Origin of the sequence: Stenotrophomonas sp. GD03777, from assembly GCF_029842485.1 — a bacterium.
In the GTDB taxonomy this organism is placed as follows: Bacteria; Pseudomonadota; Gammaproteobacteria; order Xanthomonadales; family Xanthomonadaceae; genus Stenotrophomonas; species Stenotrophomonas sepilia.
In genome coordinates, this window is the sequence record NZ_JAOCGL010000028.1 from 21,494 (window position 1) to 40,375 (window position 18,882).

At 66.4% G+C, this 18,882-nt stretch carries 19 protein-coding genes; all 19 read right to left on the reverse strand.

The window, feature by feature from the left end:
• Window positions 1-136 precede the first annotated feature (136 nt).
• The 19 genes from N5E02_RS08595 to flgB all read right to left on the reverse strand — a co-directional run bounded on the left by N5E02_RS08595 (window position 137) and on the right by flgB (window position 18,854).
• Window positions 137-769 (reverse strand): response regulator transcription factor, encoded by a 633-nt coding sequence (locus tag N5E02_RS08595; protein WP_005413261.1) that lies wholly within the window; start codon window positions 767-769, stop codon window positions 137-139.
• Between the two features lie 92 nt (window positions 770-861).
• On the reverse strand, window positions 862-1,440 hold the full coding sequence (locus tag N5E02_RS08600; RefSeq protein ID WP_279946182.1) for a PilZ domain-containing protein: 579 nt from the start codon (window positions 1,438-1,440) through the stop codon (window positions 862-864).
• Window positions 1,437-1,730, reverse strand: a complete 294-nt coding sequence (locus N5E02_RS08605; protein ID WP_005416446.1) for a hypothetical protein — start codon at window positions 1,728-1,730, stop codon at window positions 1,437-1,439. The genes N5E02_RS08600 and N5E02_RS08605 overlap by 4 nt, the downstream gene beginning before the upstream one ends.
• Window positions 1,727-2,143, reverse strand: a complete 417-nt coding sequence (gene fliS, locus N5E02_RS08610) for a flagellar export chaperone FliS (protein WP_005416447.1) — start codon at window positions 2,141-2,143, stop codon at window positions 1,727-1,729. Before fliS ends, N5E02_RS08605 begins: the two co-directional genes overlap by 4 nt.
• A gap of 128 nt (window positions 2,144-2,271) precedes the next feature.
• The gene (gene fliD / locus N5E02_RS08615; protein WP_005416448.1) at window positions 2,272-3,687 is read right to left on the reverse strand and encodes a flagellar filament capping protein FliD; all 1,416 of its coding nucleotides are present in this window, start codon (window positions 3,685-3,687) and stop codon (window positions 2,272-2,274) included.
• A gap of 441 nt (window positions 3,688-4,128) precedes the next feature.
• Window positions 4,129-5,298 carry a flagellin gene (locus tag N5E02_RS08620; protein ID WP_061478706.1) on the reverse strand — a complete coding sequence of 390 codons (1,170 nt, stop codon included), beginning with the start codon at window positions 5,296-5,298 and terminating at the stop codon, window positions 4,129-4,131.
• An 86-nt stretch (window positions 5,299-5,384) separates the two neighbouring features.
• On the reverse strand, window positions 5,385-6,575 hold the full coding sequence (locus tag N5E02_RS08625) for a flagellin (RefSeq protein WP_061478705.1): 1,191 nt from the start codon (window positions 6,573-6,575) through the stop codon (window positions 5,385-5,387).
• A 72-nt stretch (window positions 6,576-6,647) separates the two neighbouring features.
• Window positions 6,648-7,865, reverse strand: coding sequence for a flagellin (locus tag N5E02_RS08630; protein ID WP_005416451.1), 1,218 nt, complete (start codon window positions 7,863-7,865; stop codon window positions 6,648-6,650).
• A 399-nt stretch (window positions 7,866-8,264) separates the two neighbouring features.
• On the reverse strand, window positions 8,265-9,467 hold the full coding sequence (flgL, locus tag N5E02_RS08635) for a flagellar hook-associated protein FlgL (RefSeq protein ID WP_053496687.1): 1,203 nt from the start codon (window positions 9,465-9,467) through the stop codon (window positions 8,265-8,267).
• The gene (gene flgK, locus N5E02_RS08640) at window positions 9,464-11,344 is read right to left on the reverse strand and encodes a flagellar hook-associated protein FlgK (RefSeq protein WP_053496686.1); all 1,881 of its coding nucleotides are present in this window, start codon (window positions 11,342-11,344) and stop codon (window positions 9,464-9,466) included. The genes flgL and flgK overlap by 4 nt, the downstream gene beginning before the upstream one ends.
• A gap of 8 nt (window positions 11,345-11,352) precedes the next feature.
• Window positions 11,353-12,552: a flagellar assembly peptidoglycan hydrolase FlgJ gene (gene flgJ, locus N5E02_RS08645; protein ID WP_065178554.1), complete on the reverse strand. Its 1,200-nt coding sequence runs from the start codon at window positions 12,550-12,552 to the stop codon at window positions 11,353-11,355.
• A gap of 1 nt (window position 12,553) precedes the next feature.
• Window positions 12,554-13,696 carry a flagellar basal body P-ring protein FlgI gene (locus N5E02_RS08650; RefSeq protein WP_032954158.1) on the reverse strand — a complete coding sequence of 381 codons (1,143 nt, stop codon included), beginning with the start codon at window positions 13,694-13,696 and terminating at the stop codon, window positions 12,554-12,556.
• A 2-nt stretch (window positions 13,697-13,698) separates the two neighbouring features.
• Window positions 13,699-14,391 (reverse strand): flagellar basal body L-ring protein FlgH, encoded by a 693-nt coding sequence (gene flgH / locus N5E02_RS08655; RefSeq protein ID WP_005416456.1) that lies wholly within the window; start codon window positions 14,389-14,391, stop codon window positions 13,699-13,701.
• 22 nt (window positions 14,392-14,413) lie between these two features.
• Window positions 14,414-15,199, reverse strand: coding sequence for a flagellar basal-body rod protein FlgG (gene flgG / locus N5E02_RS08660; RefSeq protein ID WP_005416457.1), 786 nt, complete (start codon window positions 15,197-15,199; stop codon window positions 14,414-14,416).
• Window positions 15,200-15,302: 103 nt separating this feature from the next.
• A complete protein-coding gene (locus N5E02_RS08665) occupies window positions 15,303-16,052 on the reverse strand; it encodes a flagellar basal body rod protein FlgF (RefSeq protein ID WP_279946183.1) in 750 nt (249 codons plus the stop codon).
• Between the two features lie 32 nt (window positions 16,053-16,084).
• Window positions 16,085-17,308 carry a flagellar hook protein FlgE gene (gene flgE / locus N5E02_RS08670; RefSeq protein ID WP_279946184.1) on the reverse strand — a complete coding sequence of 408 codons (1,224 nt, stop codon included), beginning with the start codon at window positions 17,306-17,308 and terminating at the stop codon, window positions 16,085-16,087.
• Between the two features lie 32 nt (window positions 17,309-17,340).
• A complete protein-coding gene (locus N5E02_RS08675; protein ID WP_005416460.1) occupies window positions 17,341-18,024 on the reverse strand; it encodes a flagellar hook capping FlgD N-terminal domain-containing protein in 684 nt (227 codons plus the stop codon).
• Window positions 18,025-18,047: 23 nt separating this feature from the next.
• Window positions 18,048-18,455 carry a flagellar basal body rod protein FlgC gene (gene flgC, locus N5E02_RS08680; RefSeq protein WP_005416461.1) on the reverse strand — a complete coding sequence of 136 codons (408 nt, stop codon included), beginning with the start codon at window positions 18,453-18,455 and terminating at the stop codon, window positions 18,048-18,050.
• A 3-nt stretch (window positions 18,456-18,458) separates the two neighbouring features.
• Window positions 18,459-18,854: a flagellar basal body rod protein FlgB gene (gene flgB, locus N5E02_RS08685; protein WP_005409576.1), complete on the reverse strand. Its 396-nt coding sequence runs from the start codon at window positions 18,852-18,854 to the stop codon at window positions 18,459-18,461.
• Between the last annotated feature and the right edge of the window lie 28 nt (window positions 18,855-18,882).

An 18,882-nucleotide genomic window follows, 5' to 3' on the forward strand; every position in this document is an offset into this window, starting at 1 on the left:
AGCGGGTTTTGCAGCGGCCGGTGTACGGATTCCTGTCAGGGAATGTCGGGGTGACGGGAATTCGTCGCCGGTGCAGTGCCGGGCAGGGGTCAGATCCCTTTCCTGCGGAAAGGGATCTGACCCCATTCGCAGGCAATCACTCCAGCTCGTGCTGGTGGCGCGCGGCCAGCAGCAACAGGTCATTGGCGCGGCGGCAGCCCAACGACTCCATCATGCGTGCGCGATGGGTTTCCACCGTCTTCACGCTGATGCCGAGGTCCGCGGCGATTTCCTTGTTGCTTTCGCCCTTGCCGATGCGGCGCAGGATCTCGCGCTGACGCGGCGACAGCGCGGCAATGCCGGTAGGCTTCTCGCGGCCCAGCATGGGTGCCAGCATCTTGGCCGAGATCTGGGGACTCAGGAACACCTGGCCGGCATGCGCGGCGCGCAGCGCCAGTTCCAGCTCCTGCGGTGCTGCATCCTTCACCACGAACCCGACCGCACCGCGATCCAGGGCGTCGCGCACATGGGCGGCATCGTCGTGCATGGTCATCATCACCACCCGGGTGCCCGGGGCGCGCAGGCGGATGTCGCTGAGCGCTTCCAGGCCGGTGCGGCCCGGCAACGAGAGATCCATCAGCACCACATCCGGCGCATGCTGCAGCGCCAGCTGCAGTGCCTGTTCGGCGTTGCTGGCCTCGGCGACGAGCTGCACGTCGGCAAACCCCTGCAGCAGCCGCGCCAGGCCGGCGCGGACGAGGGTGTGATCGTCGACGATGAGAACTCGCACAGGCACGCAACAGATCCGTGTAGGGGAGTCCACCTTAACTTAGCTGAACGGGCGCGCCAAGGCTTGCCCGCCAAGCGTGATGGTGGCAGCTTTCAGCGCGCCCGGCGCGCCTCGGCCACCTGGCGGCGGTGCAGTCGGAACAGGTGCCGTTCCATTGCCATTTCCAGGCCGTCGCCGAGGCGCTGGAAGCGCAGCCACAGGAAGTGGCCGCCGCTGCCGTCGGCTGCCTCGGCGATCACTTCCACCGGCAGGTCGATGTGGTCGGGCAGCCAGTCGCTGGGCTGCAGGCGCACCACGCCGGCCTGTCCGGGGCTGGCACCACTGCGCGGGCCCAGCTGCAGGCGGATGCCACGGCGCGACCAGCGCACCGGGCGCAGGGGCAGTTCCAGGCCCTGCTGGCGCACCAAGCGGCCGAGCAGCACCATCGCCAGGTCCAGCTTGGCTTCAAGGCGTTGCAGCTGCAGGGTGGCCTGGTTGCGCTCGTCGTGCTCGTCAACACGGCTGTCTTCGACCAGTGCCAAGCTGCGCAACAGGCCTTCGGCACCGCTGGTGCGTCCGGCCGCGCTGCCCGCCTGGAACTCGGCCGGCAGGGCCAGCTCGCAGCTGAGCGTTTCGTCGAACAGCTCGCTTTCGGCAGGATGGTGCAGCGACGTGGTCGGCAGCTGGGTCATGCCAGCGATTCTGCCTGCAGGTAGGCATGGGCGGCGCGAAGAGAGCGCTGACCGTCATTCATCAGTGCGGCTGCTGCATCGCGGCGCTGGCGCAGCAGGCCCAGAAGGCTCTGCTGGCGCTCGAACAGGGCGCTCAGCGGCGCGTGGTCCGCAGCGGTCAGCGGCTGGCTGAGCAGGGCATGCAGGGTGCTGTCGTGCCCGTCGAGCAGGCTGTCGGCCTGGTCCAGGGCGTCATCGCCCAGTGCCTTCTCGAAGGCATCCAGCTGCGCGTGCAGTTCGGGCAGGCTCATGGCGCCACCGCGGCCGGGCGGCGCTGTTCGTGCGGGATCGCGTTCCAGGCGCTGTCGATCTCGCCCAGCAGCTGCAGCGATTCATCCAGCGCGGCGCGGTCGTTGTGCAGGTTGGCTTCGGTCAGGCGCTGCAGCACGTAATCGTACAGGGCCGACAGGTTGCCGGCGATCTCGCCGCCGGCCTCATGGTCCAGCGAGCCGTTGAGGTGGCCGACGATCGCGCAGACTTCGCCGATCGCCTTGCCCTTGCCGGCCTGGTCGCCGCGCTCGAGGCTGGCCAGGGCGCGACGCACGCGCTCCAGCGCGCCGGCCAGCAGCATCGCCACCAGCTTGTGCGGATCGGCATCGGCGACCGCACTGGTCACTCCCACCTGGCGGTACTGCTCGGCATATTGACGGCTGGAACCGTACATTCGTGATTCTCCTTGCGCGGGGTGCCGCCGGGCGATCGTGGGGATCGGTGCCGGCGGCGCGGCGATGATTGCTGTTGCGTCCGTTATCGGTGCATTGCGCGGCAAACTTGAGTGCCACGCACGCATCGTCAGCGGTTCAACTGTGCCAGCTGCTGCTGCAGCGCCGTGTTGCTCTGCTGCAACTTGCCCATCAGGCTGTCCAGCGCGATGAACTGCTTCTTGTAGCGCTCTTCCACGCTCTTCATCCGCGTGTCGAGATCCTTGCGGCGCTTGTCGATGTTGTCCAGCGTGGTGTTCAGTCCCTTGGTCCGCGCGACGAACGCGCCTTCCTTGCCGACCGTGGTGCTGACATAGCCGTCGACCAGCGTGTACAGCTTGCCGGCACCGCCGGTATCTCCGGTGATCGCCTGGCGCATCTTCTCCGGCTGGCTGGCCAGTGCGGCGGCGAACTTGGTGGTGTCCAGGATCAGCGTGCCGTCGGCATTGGGGTAGCCGCGGGTATCCAGACCGATCGCCTTGGCATCGAGCTTGTCACCAGCCAGGTCCTTGAGCACGCTCGACATCACCGAGCGCAGCTGGCTGGTGGCGCCGCGCATCTGCGCATCACCGGTCAGCGTGGAGGCTTCCTTGGTCTTGGCGTCGTACTTGGTTTCGGTGTTGATCGCCGCCAGTGCGGCGTTGTAGGCGGTGACGAACTCCTGCATCACCTTGGTGGCTGCCGCAGTGTCGGTGCTGATGGTCACCGTGCTGGTGCCCGGCATCTTCAGGTTCAGGGTCAGGCCCGGAACCGCATCGGCCACCGTATTGCTGGCGCTTACGACCTTCACGCCATCGATGGTCAGCTCGGCGTCGGCGGCGGCGGTGTTCTGCTTGAGGCTGTTGACCAGTCCCCCCAGCTTGGCGTCGCTGCCTGCGTATTCGAGCTTGATCGCGTTGGCGGCACCGGTCTTCTCCTGGGCGATCGACAGGTACTGGTTGTCGCCGGAGCTGATCAGGGTGGCCTGCACGCCTTCCTTGCGGCCAGCCGCATCGATCTTGTTGCGGATGGTGGTCAGCGTGTCGCCGTCCTCCACCTCCACGTTCATGGTCTTGGCCTTGTCGCCCACGCCAACGGTCAGCGTCAAGGTTCCGGCAGCAAACGTGTCGGTCTTGGGTACCGAGGTATCGGCGATCAGTTTGTGCGCGGTGGCCAGCGAGGTGACATTGACCACGTGCGTGCCATTGGAGGCGGCAGCCTTGGTTGTGCCGACGTCATACAGCGCGACCGACGCCGTCAGGATCTCGTCGGTGCCCTTGTCGCCGCCTTTGCTTGCGGTCACGGTGCGCGTGTCGAACGCCGTGGTGGCCTTCAGTGCGGTCAGCGCCGTCTTCAGCTTGTCGAAGGCCGAGGTGATGGTGCCGATCGACGACAGCTGCATCTTGGCCTTGGACTGCTGCAGGTTCAGCGCATTGTCGGCGGGCTTGCGGTCGGCTGCGACCAGCTGGTTGACGATGTCCGAGATGTTGAGCCCCGAGCCAATGCCACCGTATCCAAAGTCTGCCACGTCGTTTCTCCTGGTATCCGGGCCCGGCCGTCGTGCGCTGGCCCGTCGTCAACGAAAATAGCGGCCTGCGCCGCTGGGTCTTGAGGACTTCGTTGATGCACGTGCCGTGCCAATCGCCTGGCGCGGGTTCTGGCACGCGGGTTGCAGGTGGGCTGGGGCAGGGTGCGGGTGGGTTCACCGCGGGCTGCCGGGAGTCTGCAAAAAGCCCTCCCCCAATGCAGGGGAGGGATCAGACTACTGACAATCGGGGGGAGACGAAGCCGCCCGGTACGTACAGTCAAAGGTACAGCGCTGAAAGAGAGGTCCGCAGGAGCGGGCGATGCCAAGCCGGTTCGGGACTCATCCCGGGCCGGGCATGGCCCGCGCCTTCGTGCATCGTGGCTTCCCGGTTGCCGCTACTGTCGGTTCGACCCGACGGTAGCGGCGCCTTCTTGCCGTGGATCAGCGCAGCAGGCTGAGCACGCCCTGCGGCACCTGGTTGGCCTGGGCCAGCATGGCCGTACCGGCCTGCTGCAGGATCTGGGTGCGGGTCAGCTCTGCGGTTTCCTTGGCGAAGTCGGTGTCCTTGATGCGGCTACGCGAAGCCGACAGGTTTTCCGACGAGGTCTGCAGGTTGGCCACCACCGAGGTGAAGCGGTTCTGGATCGCACCGAGGTCGGCACGGGTGCTGTTGATCGCACCCAGGGCCTTGTCGACCACTTCCATCGCCTGCTGTGCACCCTTCACGGTGGACACGTCGATCTTGTCGGCGAACTTGGCGGTCGGCGCGGCACCTGCGGTGAACCCAGCGATGGTGCTGCTGAAGGCCGTGAAAGCACCGGCATTGTTGACGCTGTCCTTGACCGAGGTCAGGGTGAGCGCGCCGGCCGCGTCGGCTTCGGCATAGACGCCGGTCTCGCCGATCTTGGCATTGATCGCGGTTGCGACGGCCTTGCCGGCTGCCGCGGTGTTGGCGGCCGCATCGCCGACGCTCTTCACGGTCATCGCGTCGAAGTTGACGACGGTGCCCTTGCTGTCGGTGATGGTGAACGCGGCAACAGCGGTATCAACGTTGTCGGCACCGGTGACGGCAGCAGTGGCCGTGGCGAACTGGGCACCGCCCAGGGCGTTGGCCTTGGCGTCGATGGTCTTGTCGATGGCGATGGCCTGGCCGGCGTTGGCACCGACCTGGAACAGCTGGCTGGAGAACGAGCCGTCCAGCAGCTTGGTGCCGTTGAAGTCCGACTGCTTGGCAACGCGGTCGATTTCCGAGACCAGCTGGGTCACTTCGGCCTGCAGCGCCTTGCGGTCGCTGGCCGAGTTGGTGGCGTTGGCGGCCTGCACCGACAGCTCGCGGACGCGCTGCAGGTTGTTGCCGATTTCGGTCAGCGAACCTTCGGCGACCTGGGCCAGCGAGATGCCGTCGTTGGCGTTGCGGATGGCGACGTCGGTACCGCGGATCTGCGTGCCGAAGCGCTCGGAGATCGCCAGGCCGGCGGCGTCGTCCTTGGCGCTGTTGATGCGCGAACCGGAGGACAGGCGCTGGATGGTGGTGGCCAGCGAGCTGCCGCTGGTGCTCAGGTTGCGCTGAGCATTCAGGGACATGGTGTTGGTGTTGATGACTTGTGCCATGGTGCTTTTCCTTTGGCGAAGGTGGAACGTGTTTCAGGATCCGGGCGCGGCGTCATGCGGCGCCCGGAGGTCGATCAGGGAGCGGATCAGCGCAGCAGGCTGAGCACGCCCTGCGGCACCTGGTTGGCCTGGGCCAGCATGGCCGTACCGGCCTGCTGCAGGATCTGGGTGCGGGTCAGCTCTGCGGTTTCCTTGGCGAAGTCGGTGTCCTTGATGCGGCTACGCGAAGCCGACAGGTTTTCCGACGAGGTCTGCAGGTTGGCCACCACCGAGGTGAAGCGGTTCTGCACGGCGCCCAGGTCGGCACGAGTGCTGTTGATCGCACTCAGGGCCTTGTCGACCACTTCCATCGCCTGCTGTGCGCCCTTGACCGTGCTGACGTCCAGGTCACTGGCGAACTTGGACGCCGGTGCGGCGGTCGCCAGCGTGGCGGTGAAGGTCGGTGCGGTAGCGCCGGTCCAGGTGCCCACCGAAGCGGTGATGGCCTTGAACGAGCCATCGGCGTTGACGCTGTCCTTGACCGAGGTCAGGGTGACGCCAGCGGTGCCGTTCACTTCGGCGTAGACACCGGTCTCACCGATCTTGGCGTTGATGGCAGTCACCAGCGCCTCGCGGGAGGCCTTGCCGGTGGCAGCGGCGTCGGCACCCTGCTTGACATCGACGTCGGCGATGGTCACGCCATTGATCTGCAGGCCAGTGACCTTGAGGTCGGCGTTGGTGCCCGGGTCGGCCAGGGCCAGCGAGTTGGTGTCGAACTTGGCGCCGCCCAAGGCGTTGGCCTTGGCATCGATGGTCTTGTCGATGGCGATGGCCTGGCCGGCGTTGGCACCGACCTGGAACAGCTGGCTGGAGAACGAACCGTCCAGCAGCTTGGTGCCGTTGAAGTCGGACTGCTTGGCGACGCGGTCGATTTCCGAGACGAGCTGGGTCACTTCGGCCTGCAGGGCCTTGCGGTCGCTGGCCGAGTTGGTGGCGTTGGCGGCCTGCACCGACAGCTCGCGGACGCGCTGCAGGTTGTTGCCGATCTCGGTCAGCGAGCCTTCGGCGACCTGGGCCAGCGAGATGCCGTCGTTGGCATTGCGGATGGCGACGTCGGTACCGCGGATCTGCGTGCCGAAGCGCTCGGAGATCGCCAGGCCGGCGGCGTCGTCCTTGGCGCTGTTGATGCGCGAACCGGAGGACAGGCGCTGGATGGTGGTAGCCAGCGAGCTGCCGCTGGTGCTCAGGTTACGCTGAGCATTCAACGACATCGTATTGGTGTTGATGACTTGTGCCATGAGGAGAGGTCCTTGAGCGGTTGCACGTGAGTTGGGTCAGACGCCCCCGACGTGCCCCGGGGGCGGCTCATGTCAGCGCTGCAACAGGCTGAGCACGTTCTGCGGTACCTGGTTGGCCTGGGCCAGCATGGCCGTACCGGCCTGCTGCAGGATCTGGGTGCGGGTCAGTTCGGCGGTTTCCTTGGCGAAGTCGGTATCGCGGATGCGGCTGCGCGATGCGGACAGGTTCTCCGAGGAGGTCTGCAGGTTGGCGACCACCGAGGTGAAGCGGTTCTGGATCGCGCCGAGGTCGGCGCGGACGCTGTTGACCGATTCCAGGGCCTTGTCGACGATCGACATCGCCTTCTGTGCGCCTTCGGCGGTGGTGACGTTCAGGTCCTTGACGAAGCTGGCCGCCGCACCGGTCAGGGTGCCGCCGTTGGTGCTGGTCTCGGTCAGGCCCAGGCCGGCGATGGTCGCGGCGGTGACGCCGGCCGGCGGGGTTGCTGCGCTGACGCCCAGGGCGAAGGTCTGGCCATCCTTGACCGAAGCCAGGCTGATGACGCCGGCATTGACCGAGGCCACCACGCCGGTTTCACCCAGCTTGTTGTTGATCGCCGCAGCGGTGGCCGAGGTGATCGACTCGCCGGCCTTCACGGTGAAGTCGCTGATGGTGACCGTGGTGGCGGTGCCGCCCGGCGGGGTGACCGAGACCTGCAGGCCGGAGTAGGTGGTGTCGGCCGTGGCCTTGTCCACCGCCAGCGCAGTACCGGTGTAGCCGTTGGCGAAGGTGGCAGCCCCCAGCGAATCGGCCTTGGCGTTGACCACGCTGTTGATGGCGATGGCCTGGCCGGCGTTGGCGCCCACCTGGAACAGCTGGCTGGTGAAGCTGCCGTCCAGCAGCTTGGTGCCGTTGAAGTCGGCCTGCTTGGCCACACGATCGATTTCCGAGACCAGCTGGGTCACTTCCGCCTGCAGGGCCTTGCGGTCGCTGGCCGAGTTGGTGGCGTTGGAGGCCTGCACACCCAGTTCGCGGATGCGCTGCAGGTTGTTGCCGACTTCGTTCAGCGAACCCTCGGCGACCTGGGCCAGCGAGATGCCGTCGTTGGCGTTGCGGATGGCCACGTCCAGACCGCGGATCTGGGTGGTGAAGCGCTCGCTGATGGCCAGGCCGGCCGCGTCGTCCTTCGCGCTGTTGATGCGCAGGCCGGACGAGAGGCGCTGGATGGTGGTAGCGAGCGAGCTGCCGCTGGTGCTCAGGTTGCGCTGAGCGTTGAGCGACATCGTATTGGTGTTGATTACCTGTGCCATGGGGTCGTCTCCTCTTATATGGAACCCGTTGGTGAATGAAACGAAGCGCCGCCTGTTTTTTTGTGTGGCTGTGTGCTTCGCCGTTGCCAAATGAATAACGGCGCTTTGTCAACAACCTTTAGCCGTGAATTCCGCTGAAGCCGGAATTCGTTGCCTGAAGCTTTTTTCCCGGGGTTTTCAGCCCTGTTGCCAGGATGGAAGCGACCCCGGGCGGGGCGGTCGGGCAGGGCCTGACCAGCGCTGATGAAGGTATCGGCGGGGTGCGACCCGGCTTGATGGGCAATCACGGAGAATCGGCCGGAGATGGCCAGAGGGCCGCGTGGTGGCGGGCAGGCGCGCAAACGAAAAAGGCCGCGATGCAGGGCATCGCGGCCTTTCAGGGGTGACGCAGGAGAGGCGTCAGCGCAGCTTGTTGAACAGCGACATCGACTGCATCTGCGAGAAGATCGTCTGCGCCGCCTGCAGTGCGGTGCTCTGCAGCTGGTACTGGCTCAGTGCATCGGCGTAATCCAGGTCGCGCATCTGCGACAGCGTGGTCTTCAGGGTCACGCCATTGGCCTCGCGCATCTCCGCCGCGTTGTCCAGCGCCTTCAACTGCGCACCACCGGCAGCGCGCGAATCGATCATCCGCTCCGAGGCGCGCGCCACGTCGCGCAGTGCGCTCTGCAGCTGATTCTGCTGCGCAGTCATCTGCGCGGTGGTACCGGTGTCGGCACCCAGCGCGGCGACCAGGTTGTCCATGGTGGCGAAGATGTCGCGGCTGCTGGCGGCCTGTACGCTGAAGCTGTCGCCCGCTGCGGGTGCGCCGGTGATGCGCAGGCGCACACCGTTCACTTCCAGGTCGTCGCCAGCCTTGTAGGTGCCGGTGCCGGTCACGTTGCCCGCACCATCCACCACCTCGTACTGGGTGCCGGTGGTGAAGCGCACGCTGAAGCCCTGGCCGTTCCAGCTGTCGCTGCCGTCGCGGGTGATGTTGGTCAGCACGCCGTTGCCGGTGTTGCCGGCCGCGGCGCTGCCGTCAACGAAGCCGTCGCCGGTGGGGATGCGCATGAAGATCTCGCTGCCGGGCAGGGCGTCGCGAACATAGGTATCGGGGCCGACTTCAACCTGGCGCTGGGTCTGGTCGCCGCGATAGACGACCTTGCCGTTGATCTTGGCGAACGGCGGGTCACCGTCGTTGGTGCCACCGAACACGTAGCGGCCGGTACCATCGTCGGCGTTGGCCAGCGACAGCAGGCCATCGCGGATCTGGTTGACCTCGGTGATCAGCGTCTTCTTGTCGGCCGCGCTCAGTGCCGGATTGCTGGCCTGGATGGTCAGATCGTTGACGCGCGCCATCAGGTCGTTGACCTGCGCCAGGGTGTTTTCCTGCACGCCCAGGCGGTTCTGCACATTGCCGGCGTTGAGCTTCATGCGGTCCAGTGCGGCCAGGCTGCGGTCAAGGCCGACTGCAGTGCCGGCGGCAACCGGATCGTCCTTGGCGCTGACGATCTTGCTGCCAGTAGCAATCTGCTGCTCCAGGTGGCTGAGCTTGGCCTGCTTGGCCATCATCAGCGACACCGACTGGTTGAACATCATGCTGGTGGAGATGCGGCTGCTCATCGGCGGACGGCCCCCAGGATGGTCTGGAACATGCTGTCGGCGGTGGAAATCAGCTGTGAGGCAGCCTGGTAGGCCTGCTGCAGGCGCAGCATGTCGGCGGCCTCTTCGTCCAGATTCACGCCGGAGACCTCGTCGCGGGCTTCCTGTGCCTTGTCATTGATCACCAGCTGCGCATCGAGCGAGTACTCGGCCGAGCGGGCGGCGGCGCCGACCTGGGTGGTCAGGCCACCCAGTGCACCGTTCAGTGTCACCGTTCCGGCGTTGAAGGCCTTCGTGCTTTCCACCTTGGCCAGCCTGGAGGCATTGCTGTTGTCCGACGAACCGGCCGGGGTCGGGGTGATGTTGAAGGTATCGCCCACCTTCGGCGCACCGTCCAGTACGAAGCTCCAGCCGTTGGCACTGATGGTCTGGCCAGGCGTATAGGTCTGAGGCGGGCCACCGTCGATGGTGTAGGTGGTCGCCGAGGTGAACACGATCGCCGACGGATTGCGCAGGTTCGCGTTGGCCGAATCGGTGACGGTGACGCCGCTCAGTTTGCCGGTACCGGTGTTGGCGGTGGCGGCTGCGCCCTTGACTGCGGCGGCCGCGGCAATGCGCGACGGATCGGTGATGGCCATCTCCAGGCTGCCGGCCACGCCGGCGGTGGGCTGCAGCAGGAAGCGGTCATTGGCCGCCGGGGTGCCGCCGACGACCAGGTTCACGCCGTTGATCACCAGCGGATCGGCGGCGGTGCCGGTACCGGTCAGGGGAATGCTGGCGCCGGTGTCGGCGCGGCTGGCCTTCCAGGTGGTGCCATCGAACTGCAGCACCACGTTCTGCGCGTCCAGTTTGCCCAGGTCGCCATAGGTGGCGCTGAGGCTGGCGGTTCCGGTATTGCTGTTGTTGCCGGTCACGCGCGGGCTGCCGATGTTGAAGAAGTCCCCGCCCATCTGGCCATACAGATCCACACCCTGGTGGTGGACCTGGTTGAAGCTCTCGGCCAGGCCCACCGCCAGCTTGCCCAGTTCGGCCTGCGCAGGCGTCAGCACGGTGTCGCGGAATTCCAGCAGGCCCCCGATCTGGCCACCGACCGCTTTCGGGTCGAGACGGATGGTGTTGCCCTGGGTCTCCAGTGCCAACTGCAGGCGCTCGGGCTGGTAAGGATCGGCCACGGTGGTGACCTTGGTCGCCGTGGTGCCCACCACCAGCGCGTTGCCGCCGGCAGTGTAGACATTCATGATGCCGCCGTCCTGGATCACCGCGGTGCCACCGGTGTAGCCGATCAGCTGGGTGATCAGCTGATCGCGGCGGTCGAGCAGGTCCGGTGCAGCCGAGGCAATGTTGGTGCCGATGGCACCGTTGATCTGCGCGATCTCCTGCGCAAGGCGGTTGACCTCGGTCGCACCGGCCAGCAGGCCGTTGTTGACCTCGCTGTTGAGATTGTTCAGGTGCGTGTTGAGCTGCACGAATCGGTTGGCCAGCGCCTTGCCACCGTCGAGCATGTTCTGGCGGTCGGCGGTGCCGGCCGCGTTGGACGACAGGCCACTGACCGAGTCGAAGAAGTTCGACCAGACGCCGGCCACGTTGGTGGCAGCATCGGAGAACAGGGCGTTGACCCGGTCGGCCATGCCCGAAAGCTGCTTCAGGCGCGCCAGCTCACCGCTGCTGTCGAGCAGGCGCGAGATCGCCAGCTGGTCGGCCGTGCGACGGATGTCGGTGATGCGGGTGCCGTTGCCGACCGTGCCGTAGCCATAGTTCTGTGGATCGGCGGTGGCGAAGTTGACCTTCTGCCGGCTGTAGCCGGGTGTATTGAGGTTGGCCACGTTGTGGCTGGTGGTCGCCAACGCTCGCTGGAAGGCGAGCAGGGCACCGGTACCGGTGGAAAGTACGCTGGACATGGTGTTCCTCAACGACGGGTGATACCCAGCGCCGCGGTCGCGGTGCTGGCGAAGGTCTGGCCAAGGCGCGAGCCGGCGTCGGCCACGGCGGCTACGGCGCGCTCGATGGTCGGGCCGCCGGCGATCGCAGCGATCTTGGCGGCGTAGCGCGGATCGGTGGCGTAACCGGCGCGCTGGAGGCCACGGGCGAAGCCCTGCACGTCGGTGCCGGCCTGCAGGGCCTGCTGGTAGCGCGGGCTGGTCTTCAGCAGGCGCACGTAGTCGGCAAAGCTCTCGGCCGCTGAACCGTAGGCGCGGAAGCTGGCGGTTTCGTTGCGGCGCACGCCATCGACATATTCATGGGTGCCGGCCGTGGCGCGCTGGCCGTTCCAGCCAGTGGCCTTGATGCCGAACAGGTTGTGCGAGGTGCTGCCATCGGCATGCTTGATGTGGCGCTTGCCCCAGCCGGTCTCCAGCGCGGCCTGCGCGACCAGGGCGCGGGCATCCACGCCCAGTTCCCTGGCCGCGCTCTGTGCGTGCTGCCAGATACTGGCGACGAAGCCCTCCGGGGTATGCTCGCCGAGCTGGGCGACCGCGGTGCGCGTGGCCAGGGCATCGGCCCGGCTCACGGCCGTGCCGCGATTGCTGGCCGTCGCCGTCCACTGGTCGCTGTTGGCGGCCCAGTCCTCGCCCTGCAGGCTGCCGATGTACGGATCCTCGGTGCCCAGCGAGCGGTGCAGGCCGCTGCTCTCACGGCCGGCGATCAGGTCCAGTGCCTGCTCCATCGGTGCCAGCGCGGCCTGCGCACCGTGCTGCGCGCCTGCGGCCATCTGCTGCAGCATGCGCACGGCCTGGCTGCCATCTTCCAGGGGCAGCGACGGTGCCGGCCTGGCCGGCGCGTTGAGCTGGTAAGCGCGGCTGGCCTTGGCCGGATCCACGCGGGTATCCAGTGCCGGACCTTCGGCGGCCTGGCCGGACAGCTGGCGGGTGATCATGCCGGACAGGCCCAGGCCCTTGCCGCGGGTCATCGCCTCGGCAATCTTCTGGTCGTACATGTCGCGGAACATCTTGTTCTCGCCGGGAAACAGCGAGTCGCCGAAGCTGGCATCGCGCATGCTCTTGACCAGCATCTGTGCGAACTGGCCTTCCAGCTGGCGAGCGACCTTGTCGATCTTCGCTGGATCGTTCTGCTGCGCCGGGTGCAGGTCGAATGCGGGATTGATGCGCATGTCAGATCACCTCAAGCTCGGCACTCAGTGCGCCGGCCTGCTTCAGGGCTTCCAGGATCGCGATCAGGTCGCCCGGTGCCGCGCCTACGGCGTTCACCGCATGCACGATTTCGTCCAGGGTGGTGCCGCCGCTGAACTTGAACATGCGGCTGCCGTCGTTGGTGGCGGTGATGGTGGACTGCGGGCTGGCAACGGTACGGCCGCCCGACAGCGCATTGGGCTGGCTGACGTTGGTGTTTTCCTGGATGGTCACGGTCAGCGAACCATGCGATATCGCGGCCGGCCCCACGCGCACCTGCTGGCCGATGACCACGGTGCCGGTGCGTGAATTGACCACCACCTTGGCCGGGGCGCTGCCCGGGGTCAGTTCCAGGTTCTCGATGCGCGCCAGCAGGCCGATGCGTGCGCCCGGATCGGTCGGTGCGGTGACGGCGACGGTCACGCCATCGATCGCGCGCGCCGCGCCTTCGCCGAATGCGTTGTTCAGCGCGGCGACCATGCGCGAGACCGTGGTGAAATCGTTGTTGTGCAGGTTCAGGGTGATGTCGCCGCCGTTGGCCAGCGGATCGGGCAGGGCACGCTCCACGGTGGCGCCGTTGGGAATACGGCCGACGCTGGGCACGTTCACCGAGACACGGGAGCCGTCCTTGCCCTGCGCGCCAAAGCCACCCACGATCAGATTGCCCTGGGCGATGGCATAGATCTGGCCATCGGCGCCGCGCAGCGGGGCCATCAGCAGCGAGCCGCCGCGCAGCGACACCGCGTTGCCGATCGAAGACACCGTGATGTCGATCGGCTGGCCCGGCTTGGCGAACGGCGGCAGTTCGGCGTGGATCGCCACGGCGGCCACGTTCTTCAGCTGCGGATTGACGTTCGGCGGCACGTTCACGCCCAGCTCGCCAAGCAGGTTTTTCAGGCTCTGCACTGTAAAGGGTGCCTGGCTGGTACGGTCGCCGCTGCCATCCAGGCCGACCACCAGGCCATAGCCCACCAGCGCATTGCCGCGCACGCCGCCGACCTGGGCCAGGTCCTTGATGCGCTCGGCGCTGGCAGGCGCAGCCATTGCCAGCAGAAGGAAGAATGATCCGTAGAGCGACGCCATGCGTCGCTGCCACGTAGAAGAGAAGAGAGCTTTCATGGCCATACTCAGAACGGCGTCAGGCCGGAATTGAAGAAGCGGCTCAGCCAGCCCATCGCGTTGGACTGCGCGACCGGGCCGCGGCCGCCGTAGACGATGCGGGCCTCGGCCACGCGGCTGGACGGAATGGTGTTGTCCTGGCTGATGTCGCCCGGGCGCACGATGCCCTGCACCTGCACCAGTTCATCGCCCTGGTTCAGCCGCAGGTTCTTCTGCCCCTGCACCACCAGGTTGCCGTTGGGCAGGCGCTGGATCACCGTGACCGTGACGCTGCCCTGCAGGCGGTTGCTCTGCGCGCTGTTGCCCTTGCCGGTGAAGTCACGCGCGCCCTTGGCCGTCGCACTGAGGATGTCCTTGCCGCCCAGGGTGACCGGCGCACCAAGGATGGACGGCGTGCCCAGGCTCAGGTTGGATTCCTTGTTGGTGGCTGTGTTGGCGCTGGTCTGCGCGGTGGTGTTTTCCAGCAGGGTGATCGTCAGCAGGTCGCCGACATCGCGTGCGCGGCGGTCCGAATACAGCTGCAGGGTCGGGCCAGCGGCGTAGATCGCACCGGCGGTGGGCGCGGCCTGCGGCGGCATGATCGGCTGGATCGGTGCCATCGCCGGATAGGGGCGCACGTCGCCCGCGATCACGCAGCCACCGAGCAGGGCGACCACGGTGCAGGCGAGGGCAGTACGGGCGAGGTTGGAAATGGGCGACATGGCGGTTTCCCGGTTGGGCCGGTCAGATCTTGTTGTTGAGATAGCCGAGCATCGAGTCGGTGGTGGAGATCGCCTTGGCATTCATTTCGTAGGCGCGCTGGGTTTCGATCATCGACACCAGCTCTTCCACCACATTGACGTTGCTGCCTTCCAGCGCACCCTGCACCACGGTGCCGAGACCGTTCAGGCCGGGATTGCCGTTCTGTGCCGGGCCCGAGGCCGTGGTTTCCAGGAACAGGTTCTCGCCGCGCGCCTGCAGGCCGGCCGGATTGACGAAGTCGGTCAGGGTCAGCGCACCGACTTCCACCGACGCGGCGTTGTCGGCCATCTTCACGCTGATGGTGCCGTCGCTGCCGATGGTGACCGACTGCGCGCCCTCGGGAATCTGGATGCCCGGCTGCACCGGGTAGCCGCTGTTGGTGACCAGCTCGCTGTCCTGGTTGATCTTGAACGAGCCATCACGGGTGTAGGCCGAGCTGCCGTCGGGCATCTGCACTTCGAAGAAGCCGCGTCCGTTGACCATCACGTCCAGTGCGCGGCCGGTCTGCTGCTGGCCACCCTGCTCGAAGTTCTTGGCGGTGGCGACCACGCGCACGCCGGTACCCAGCTGCAGGCCGGTCGGCAGCTGCGTCTGCGCCGACGAAGAGCCGCCCGGCTGGCGCACCTGCTGGTACAGCAGGTCCTCGAAGCTGGCGCGGTCCTGCTTGAAGCCGGTGGTGTTGGTGTTGGCGAGGTTGTTGGAAACCACCGACATGCGCATCTGCTGCGCATCCAGTCCGGTTTTCGCGATCCACAATGCCTGGTTCATCTTCGGAGTCCTGTCTGGGTGAAGCCGGCCGCGCAATGCGGCCCTTGGTAGCGGGTGTGCAAGCGGTGTGCCAGCGCCGCGCCCGGGCGGCGCCGGAAATCCGTCAGCTGCCCAGGCGGAGCAGGCTGTTGGCGCTGCGCGCGTTGTCGTCGCCGTGCTTGATCACCTGAACCTGCATTTCGTACTGGCGCTGCAGCTGGATCATCTGCACCAGCGCACCGGCGGCATCGACGTTGCTGCCCTCCAGTTGCCCGCTGTGCACGGCGGTGCCCTGTGCCGGTGCGAACGGCTGGCGCGGGTCGGTGTTGCGGAACAGGCCATCCAGGCCGCGCTCGAGGCGCTCGTCCGGCGCCTGCACCACCTTGATCCGGCCGATCTGCGCCATCGTCTGCGGGCCTTCGCCCTGCGGGATGATCGAGATCGTGCCGTCGGCGCCGATCTCCATCGCCTGGTAGGGCGGAATGGCGATCGGGTTGTTGTTGTCATCCAGTACCGGACGGCCGCCAGAGGTCACCAGCTGGCCGTTCGGCGTCACCGACAGGGCTGCGCCACGCGTATACGCTTCGCTGCCATCGCTCGCCTGCACCGCCAGCCAGGTGCCGCTCTGCAGTGCAAGGTCCAGCGGTTTGCCGGTGATGTGCTGCGCGCCGGGCCGGCGGTTGAAGCCGGCGTCGACGTGCAGCGCATCCACCCGCGAGGCAAAGCCCGGACCCTTGATCGGGAAGGCTTCGGTGTTGGCCAGCGCTTCCTTGAAGCCAGGAGTGTCCGAGTTGGCGAGGTTGTGGCTGAGCGTTCCCTGCGCCTGCAGGGAGGCGCGGGCACCGGTCATCGCCACGTAAAGGGCTTTATCCATGCGGGGAGTTCCGTGACAGGGTCAGCAGCTCATCAACGGATGTTGATGACGGTCTGGGTGATCTGGTCCTGCGTGGTGATCATCTGCGCGTTGGCCTGGAAGTTGCGCTGCGCGGTGATCATGTTGACCAGCTGCTCGGTGAGATCGACGGTGGACGCTTCCAGCGAGCCGGCCTGGATCTTGCCGAGATTGGAGGTGTCCGGCATTCCGGTGCGCGGCGTGCCTGACTCGAAGGTCTCCACCCACAGGTTGTTGCCCTTCGATTCCAGTCCCTGGGTGTTGTTGAAGGTGGTCAGTGCGACCTGGCCCAGCGGCTTGTCGTCGCCGTTGGAGTAGCGCGCATAGACCACGCCCGACTCGGACACAGTGATCTCGTTGAGCTTGCCGGCGGCATAGCCGTCCTGCTGGGTGTTGCGCAGGGCGAACTTCTCGCCGTACTGGGTCGAACCGCTGATGTCCAGCGTCATGTTCAGCTGGCCAGCGCCCGTGGTCGGGGTGAAGGTGCCGAGGCCAACCTTGCCGTTGGCCGGGGCGGTCAGCTTGCCGCTGTTGTCGAAGGTGACCGCGGTCGGGGTGCCAGTGGGCTGGCCATCGACATAGTTGTGCACGGTCCATTCGTTGGGGTTGGCGCCCTTCACGAAGTACGAGACCTGGATGTGGCTCACGCCCAGCGAGTCGTACACGGTGATGCCGCCGCTGGAGTGGTTGTAGCTGTTGGAGTCGGTCGGGTCGAACGTGGCCACGGTCGGCTGCTTGGCGTTGGCCGGCAGGGTGAAGCCCACCTTCACTTCGCTGGTCTGCTTCGGCGGGCTGTCGGTGGTCAACAGCTGCAGGTCGACCAGGCGGCCGGCATCGAAGTTGGTGCCATCGGCATTCGGCGCGAACACCTGCAGGCGCGCGCCCTGCGGATTGACCACATAGCCGGCCGAATCGGTCTGGAAGTTGCCGGCACGCGAGTACACACGCGAACCGTTCATGTTCATGGTGAAGAAGCCCTCACCGGAAATGGCCATGTCCAGGCTGCGCCCGGTCTGCTCGTTGTGGCCCTGGATGAACTGCTGGGCGACGTTGGAGACGCGCACGCCCGAGCCGGTCTGGTTCTTCGACAGGCCATAGCTGGTGGAGGCGAACAGATCGGCGAACTCGGCGCGCGACTGCTTGAAGCCGGTGGTGTTGACGTTGGCGACGTTGTTGGCGGTGACGCTCAGGTCGGTGTTGGCAGCATTGATGCCGGACAGCGAGACATTGAAGCCCATGGGATGCTCCTGGTTGATGCGGGATGTGCGGCTCAGCTGACGCGGAGCACGTAGTCGATCGGGGCCGTGCCCAGGCCCTTGAGGTTCAGGTACAGGCCGTCGGATCCGACGGTCACGCTTTCCACCGGCGCCTGCACATAGGTGGACAGCTTGGTGCTCTTGCCGGCGGTATCGACATGGTTGGCAACGATGGAATACTTGCCCGGCTCCATGCGCTTGCCGTTGGCGTCCTTGCCGTCCCACTGGAAGGCGGTTTCGCCTGCTGCCTTGGCTTCCACGCTCAGCGAGGTGACCTTGGCGCCGGTGGCATCGGTGATATCCACGGTGATGATGCCGGCCGACGGCGCGGCCACCGTGCCCTCGACGCTGCCTTCCTTCTCCAGCACCAGCTTTTCCGATGGCACCAGCACCTGGTGGCCGACCAGCGCCGCGCCACGCAGCACCTGGTCGCTGGCCATCGATTCCTGGAAGCCCTTCACCGTCTTGTTCAGATCGGTGATGCCCTGCACGGTGGACATCTGCGCCATCTGCGCGACCATCTGCGTGTTGTCCATCGGCTTCAGCGGATCCTGGTGCTGCAGCTGCTCGGTCATCAGGCGCAGGAAGTCGGCCTGGTCGAGCGTGTTCTTCTTTTTCGTGGCGTTGCTGTTGGGGGCGTTCAGGCCCAGCGCGGAATAGACGTCCTGGCTGGTCTGGTTGTTGACGGCGGTGGTCATGGCGGTATCCGGTGCTGCGGGCCTCAGCGGCCCATGGTCAAGGTGGCCAGGGCCAGTTCCTTGGCGGTGGTCAACATCTCCACGCCGGCCTGGTAATTGCGCGAGGTCGAGATCAGGTTGACCATCTGCGCCACCGGATCGACGTCGGGCTGGTAGATGTAGCCATCGGCGTCTGCCAGCGGGTGGCCCGGCTCGTAGCGCTTGATCGGCGCCGCCTCGCTCTGGGTGATCTCCTTCACCTTCACCGAGGTGATGTTGGGATCGTTCTTGCTGGTGACGGCCTGGAAGATCGGCTCCAGCGGCTTGTACACGGCGTCGGCAGAACCGGCGACGGTGTCGGCATTGGAGAGGTTGGAGGCGATGGTGCTCATGCGCACCGACTGGGCCTGCAGCGCGGAGCCGGCGATATCGAAGATCGGCAGGTTGCTCATGGCTTATTGCCCCGTGATCGCGGTCAGCATGGAACGCACCTTGCTCTCGACGAAGCTGAGCGAGGCGCGGTACTCGAGCGCGGCTCGGCCATAGGCGGCACGCTCGGCATCGGGATCGACGGTGTTGCCGTCCAGGCTGGGCTGCACGCCCTCGCGCGCGATCTGGAACGGGTTCAGGCCACTACTGATTTCGTAGTGCTGCTCATGGGTGGTGGCCATCAGGCCGTTGGCATCCTGCCCCTGGGCATGGCGCAGGGCGGCATCGAAGTCCAGGTCCTGGGCCTTGTAGCCGGGCGTGTCGGCATTGCCGAGGTTGCTGGCGATCAGCTTCATCCGCTGTTCGCGCAACGGCATGGCCTGGGCGTGGACGCCCAGGTAGTCGGTAATCAGGTTGCGCACGGTGCACTCCCACGGGAACGTTGCCCGG

Coding starts and splice junctions, on each gene's coding strand:
- N5E02_RS08620 (WP_061478706.1), bottom strand. CDS start 5,298: ATGGCACAAGTCATCAACACCAACACCATGTCCCTGAATGCTCAGCGC.
- N5E02_RS08605 (WP_005416446.1), bottom strand. CDS start 1,730: ATGAGCCTGCCCGAACTGCACGCGCAGCTGGATGCCTTCGAGAAGGCA.
- N5E02_RS08600 (WP_279946182.1), bottom strand. CDS start 1,440: ATGACCCAGCTGCCGACCACGTCGCTGCACCATCCTGCCGAAAGCGAG.
- flgL (WP_053496687.1), bottom strand. CDS start 9,467: ATGAGCAGCCGCATCTCCACCAGCATGATGTTCAACCAGTCGGTGTCG.
- flgC (WP_005416461.1), bottom strand. CDS start 18,455: ATGAGCAACCTGCCGATCTTCGATATCGCCGGCTCCGCGCTGCAGGCC.
- N5E02_RS08675 (WP_005416460.1), bottom strand. CDS start 18,024: ATGACCACCGCCGTCAACAACCAGACCAGCCAGGACGTCTATTCCGCG.
- N5E02_RS08650 (WP_032954158.1), bottom strand. CDS start 13,696: ATGGCCATGAAAGCTCTCTTCTCTTCTACGTGGCAGCGACGCATGGCG.
- fliS (WP_005416447.1), bottom strand. CDS start 2,143: ATGTACGGTTCCAGCCGTCAATATGCCGAGCAGTACCGCCAGGTGGGA.
- flgE (WP_279946184.1), bottom strand. CDS start 17,308: ATGGGCTTCAATGTCTCGCTGTCCGGCATCAATGCTGCCAACACCGAC.
- N5E02_RS08665 (WP_279946183.1), bottom strand. CDS start 16,052: ATGGATAAAGCCCTTTACGTGGCGATGACCGGTGCCCGCGCCTCCCTG.
- flgG (WP_005416457.1), bottom strand. CDS start 15,199: ATGAACCAGGCATTGTGGATCGCGAAAACCGGACTGGATGCGCAGCAG.
- flgJ (WP_065178554.1), bottom strand. CDS start 12,552: ATGCGCATCAATCCCGCATTCGACCTGCACCCGGCGCAGCAGAACGAT.
- flgH (WP_005416456.1), bottom strand. CDS start 14,391: ATGTCGCCCATTTCCAACCTCGCCCGTACTGCCCTCGCCTGCACCGTG.
- N5E02_RS08630 (WP_005416451.1), bottom strand. CDS start 7,865: ATGGCACAGGTAATCAACACCAATACGATGTCGCTCAACGCTCAGCGC.
- flgK (WP_053496686.1), bottom strand. CDS start 11,344: ATGTCCAGCGTACTTTCCACCGGTACCGGTGCCCTGCTCGCCTTCCAG.
- N5E02_RS08625 (WP_061478705.1), bottom strand. CDS start 6,575: ATGGCACAAGTCATCAACACCAATACGATGTCGTTGAATGCTCAGCGT.